At 65.6% G+C, this 4235-nt stretch carries 4 protein-coding genes and 1 pseudogene; 3 read left to right on the forward strand and 2 right to left on the reverse strand.

Annotated features, from left to right (window positions below; all coding sequences use genetic code 11):
• Together JHC36_RS02915 and xseA are read right to left on the reverse strand one after the other, a co-directional pair.
• Positions 1 to 242: pseudogene (locus JHC36_RS02915) on the reverse strand (superoxide dismutase [Fe]); the annotation flags it as partial.
• A gap of 48 nt (positions 243 to 290) precedes the next feature.
• On the reverse strand, positions 291 to 1601 hold the full coding sequence (gene xseA / locus JHC36_RS02920; RefSeq protein ID WP_287915624.1) for an exodeoxyribonuclease VII large subunit: 1311 nt from the start codon (positions 1599 to 1601) through the stop codon (positions 291 to 293).
• 538 nt (positions 1602 to 2139) lie between these two features.
• Between xseA and JHC36_RS02925 the strand changes: the two genes are divergently transcribed.
• The 3 genes from JHC36_RS02925 to lpxK form a co-directional block, all read left to right on the forward strand.
• The gene (locus tag JHC36_RS02925) at positions 2140 to 2772 is read left to right on the forward strand and encodes a MotA/TolQ/ExbB proton channel family protein (protein ID WP_287915626.1); all 633 of its coding nucleotides are present in this window, start codon (positions 2140 to 2142) and stop codon (positions 2770 to 2772) included.
• Positions 2773 to 2776: 4 nt separating this feature from the next.
• Entirely contained in the window at positions 2777 to 3211 is a 435-nt protein-coding gene (locus JHC36_RS02930) for an ExbD/TolR family protein (RefSeq protein WP_287915627.1), read from the forward strand.
• A 32-nt stretch (positions 3212 to 3243) separates the two neighbouring features.
• On the forward strand, positions 3244 to 4235 hold a 992-nt coding region (gene lpxK, locus JHC36_RS02935), incomplete at its 3' end, for a tetraacyldisaccharide 4'-kinase (protein ID WP_287915630.1).

Consider the following 4235-nt stretch of genomic DNA (forward strand, 5'->3'; position numbering starts at 1 on the left):
CAGTTCCAGAAGAACGTGTGGTTCCAAACCTGAGCGGCATTGTTGTAGATGCCTCCCGGCGGCGCGGTCTTGACGATTTCCTCCAGCGATTTGTTCTCGAATTCCGTACCCTTTTGCAGGTTGTTCAGATTCACCACGTAGCCGTTGTGGTGCTTGCCGTGGTGGTAGTCGAGGGTTTCCTCGCTGTAGTACGGAGCCAGCGAATTCTTGGGAAATGGCAGGGGTGGCAGTGCATGTTCCATGGAACCTCCAATGATGTGAAGAAAAGTCGCGAGACTGATTGTAGGAATTCAGGAAGCCACGCGTGCGCTCACGGTCATGTCCGCAGCTCCGTCGGCCAGCTGCGCACGAACCTTCTGGCCCGGCTGCAGGTCGGCGACCCGGGTGTAGACCCGGTCGGGATCCACGGGATCACTGAGCAACGCGTAGCCGCGGGCCAGCACGGCGCGCGGATCGATGGCCTGCAGACGCAAGTTCAGGCGGTGCAATCGCTCGGATTCCTGCTGGAGAGCACGTGCCGCCGCGGTGGGCAGAGCGCGGTCGAGGGCTTCAAGCCGCAGGGCACGACGCTCGACGGCCCGCATCAGCCCAAATCGCAGCCGCTGCGCCAGCGCCTGCAAGCGCTGCTGCTCGCGGACCACGCGTCCCGAGGGACGGCCGAGCCGAGCGGTCAACAGATCCAAGCGTTGCGCGTGCACGTCGAGCTGTCTGAAGACGGCCTGTTCGATCCGCTGCTGCAGCGCTTGCAGCGCATTCATCCATTGCTCCCTGGGCGGAGCGACCCACTCGGCTGCGGCGGTCGGCGTCGGGGCTCGGACATCGGCGACGAAGTCGGCGATCGTGAAATCGGTCTCATGGCCGACGCCGGAAATCACCGGCACCGGACTGCGAGCCAGCGTCCGCGCCAGTTGTTCGTCATTGAAGGCCCATAGATCCTCGAGCGAGCCACCCCCCCGCACCAGCAAAATCAGATCGATCGGCGGCTGCCCCTTTTGGCCGATGTGCGCATAAAGCCGCTCCAGCGCCGCCATGAGCTCAGGTGCGGCTTGCGCGCCTTGAACCGAAGCCGGCGAGAACAAGACCGGAACGTGCGGAACGCGGCGTCTCAAGGTGGTGATGACATCATGCAGGGCGGCGGCGCCCGGTGAAGTCACGAGACCGACGCCGCGCGGCCACGGCGGCACGACGCGCTTGCGGGCGGCATCGAACAGGCCTTCGGCCTCGAGCCGGGCCCTAAGCCGCAAAAATTGTTCGAAGAGCGCCCCTTGCCCGGCGCGTCGGATGTCTTCAACGATGAGTTGCAGGTCTCCACGCGCCTCGTAAACGCCCAGACGGCCATAGACCTCGACCGAATCGCCATCGCGCGGCGCAAAGCTCAAGGCCGCCGCATGCCGGCGAAACAGGGCGCAGCGAATCTGGGCCTCGGCGTCCTTCAAGGAAAAATAGCAGTGCCCACTCGATGCCCGCGTGAAGCCACTGATCTCTCCGCGAACTCGAACCGGATTGAAGCGCGCAGCCAAGGCATCGGCAGCTGCGCGGCACAAGCCCGCGACATCCCAGACCCACGCCGACCCGACCGTTGCCCCGTCCGCTTCAATCATGGGAGCACCCCATGTCCATTTTGCGCCGGCCCGAGACCCAAAGTCGTCCACAGCGCAGCCACTGCGAGGCGGATGACGCGCTCACCCGAAGGGCAGACACAGGGCATCCGTAAGTCATTGTTTTATCTAGTTCAATGGAGTGAAGAAAGGGGAAATCGAGCGCAGTGCCACGGTTTGCGCCAAAAGTCAAAGCCTTGTTCAGCGGTTTGCCCACAAAGTTATCCACAAGCCAGGAATCGCCCGCATCGGAGCGCCGACGTTCCCTGAGAGGCTGAGAGGGAATTGGTCATGCCCGCTTTGACACCCAAAAACACGCCAGAGGGCGTTGCAAATGCGCGCCGTAGCCCGAGCTACGGCTGTGCTTTGCGCCTACTCGGGCGCGTTTTGGGGCGCCCCTTCGGGCATGCCCAATTCCCTCTCAGCCTCTGAGCGCGCACCGCCTCGGCTCTGGGGTCTTCCTGAACACGGCCGACCATGGGCTGAGCCATAATCGCCGGAGCCGCTTCCGTAGCGCCGCGCTTTCACGTTGGAGGGAGATTTGCTGTCGATCATACAAGCCGCAGGTTGGCCGATTTGGCCGCTGGTGCTCTGCTCGGTGCTGGCGCTGGCCATTGCGATCGAGCGGGCGGTCAGCCTTCGTGCCGTCAAAGTGGCGCCGGCAACGCTACTGGACGAGGCGATCGCCGTGACCCGAAACGGGCCACCGACGCCGGAGGTGGTCGAGCAACTCGAAAAAAGCTCCGCTTTGGGCGAGGTTCTGGCGGGGCCGCTGCGCGCCTGGCGGGCCAACCCCAAAATGAGCTTGGAAGACCTCCATGCCGCCGCCGAGGTCACGGGGCGCGTCGTCGCCCACCGGCTCGAGCGTTACCTGAGTGCCCTGGCGACCATCGCGTCGGCCGCGCCTCTGCTCGGGCTGCTCGGGACGGTGATCGGGATGATCGAGATTTTCGGCTCGCAGGGCACCGGCGCAGTGGCCGGGGCGACGAATCCGCTGCAGCTCGCGCACGGCATCTCGGTCGCGCTCTACAACACGGCCTTTGGCCTGATCGTCGCGATCCCCTCGCTGATTCTCTGGCGCTATTTCCGAGCCCGGGTCGATGAATACGTGCTGACGCTCGAAGTGGCCGCCGACCGCTTCGTTCGGCATTTGGACACCTGGCGAAAACTCTGAAGCCATGAACTTTCGCCCACGGCACCGCGACGAGCCCGAGATCAACCTGATCCCGTTCATCGACGTCCTGCTCGTCATCCTCATCTTCTTGATGCTGACGACGACCTACAGCAAGTTCACCGAACTGCAATTGCAACTGCCCGTGGCCGACGCCTCCGCCCAGCGCGACTACCCTAAGGAAATCATGGTCACGGTGGCGGCCGACGGGCGCATCCAGGTCAATCAACGTGCCGTGACCGGCCGCAACGTCGATGCGGTCGGCGCGGCCCTGGCGGAGGCGGCAGCGCAGATCGGTCCCGCTGCGGTCGTCATCATCAGCGCAGACGCACGCGCTGCGCACCAGAGCGTCGTCACGGTCATGGAAGCAGCGCGTCGCGCCGGCCTGCCGCGGCTGACCTTTGCGACTCAATCGGCGGCGCGCGCCTCGAACGACGAGTGAGGGGCGAGCGCCCAACGGCGTCGCCGCGTCCCATGAACCACGCACGCGCGCGCTGGCGATCCTGCATCGAAGCCGCCTGGCGCGGCCAGCGGCTGTGCCTGCTCGCGCTGCTGCCGCTGTCGGCGCTCTACGGGGCTCTGTGGCGTATCCGTCGCTGGGCCTACGACCGCGCCTGGCTGCCCAGCGCGCACCCGGGCGGGAAGGTGGTCGTCGTCGGCAATGTCGTCGCCGGAGGCGCGGGGAAAACACCCGTGACCCTGGCCGTGGTCGAACATCTCCGACGAAGAGGCTACTCCGTCGGGCTCATCTCCAGAGGCTACGGTCGGCGCGGGATTCAGGTCGAGGAAGTCACCGCCACCAGCGACGCGAGACAGGTGGGTGACGAGCCCTTGCTGCTGCACCGGCGCACGGGGCTGCCGGTCTTCGTCGGCGCCGATCGGCTGGCTGCGGCGCAAGCGCTGCGGCAAAAATACCCGCAGACCGAGGTGATCGTCTCGGACGACGGGCTCCAACACCTGCGGCTGCGCCGCGACCTCGAGATCTGCGTCTTCGATGCCGGGGGCTTGGGCAATGGACGCCTGCTGCCGGCTGGGCCTCTGCGCGAACCCTGGCCGCGCCCCACAAGTGACGTGCCCATGCTCATCGTCGGCCCCCCGGGTCTGAATCTTCCCCCGCTGGAGCAAAGCGTGCCCGTCCACCGCCGCCTCTCCGACACGGCCGTCAACGCCGAGGGCCAACGGCGCCCCCTCGCCGCCTTGCGCACCCAGCCGCTCGTCGCCGTGGCGGGGATTGCCCACCCCGAGCGATTTTTCGAGGCCCTGCGTGCGCAAGGGCTCACGCTCGCGGAATGCCACGCCCTCCCCGATCACTATGATTTCGGTAGCAACCTTGCGCCATTTTTCGCTGGCAAAGAGATTATTTGTACCGAAAAAGACGCTGTGAAACTGTGGTGCTGGCGGCCCGAGGCCTGGGCGGTGGCGCTCGAAGTCGAACTGCCCGAAGCCTTCTTCGCTGCCATCGACCG

Source organism: Tibeticola sp. (assembly GCF_022759015.1).
Lineage (GTDB): Bacteria > Pseudomonadota > Gammaproteobacteria > Burkholderiales > Burkholderiaceae_C > Tibeticola > Tibeticola sediminis.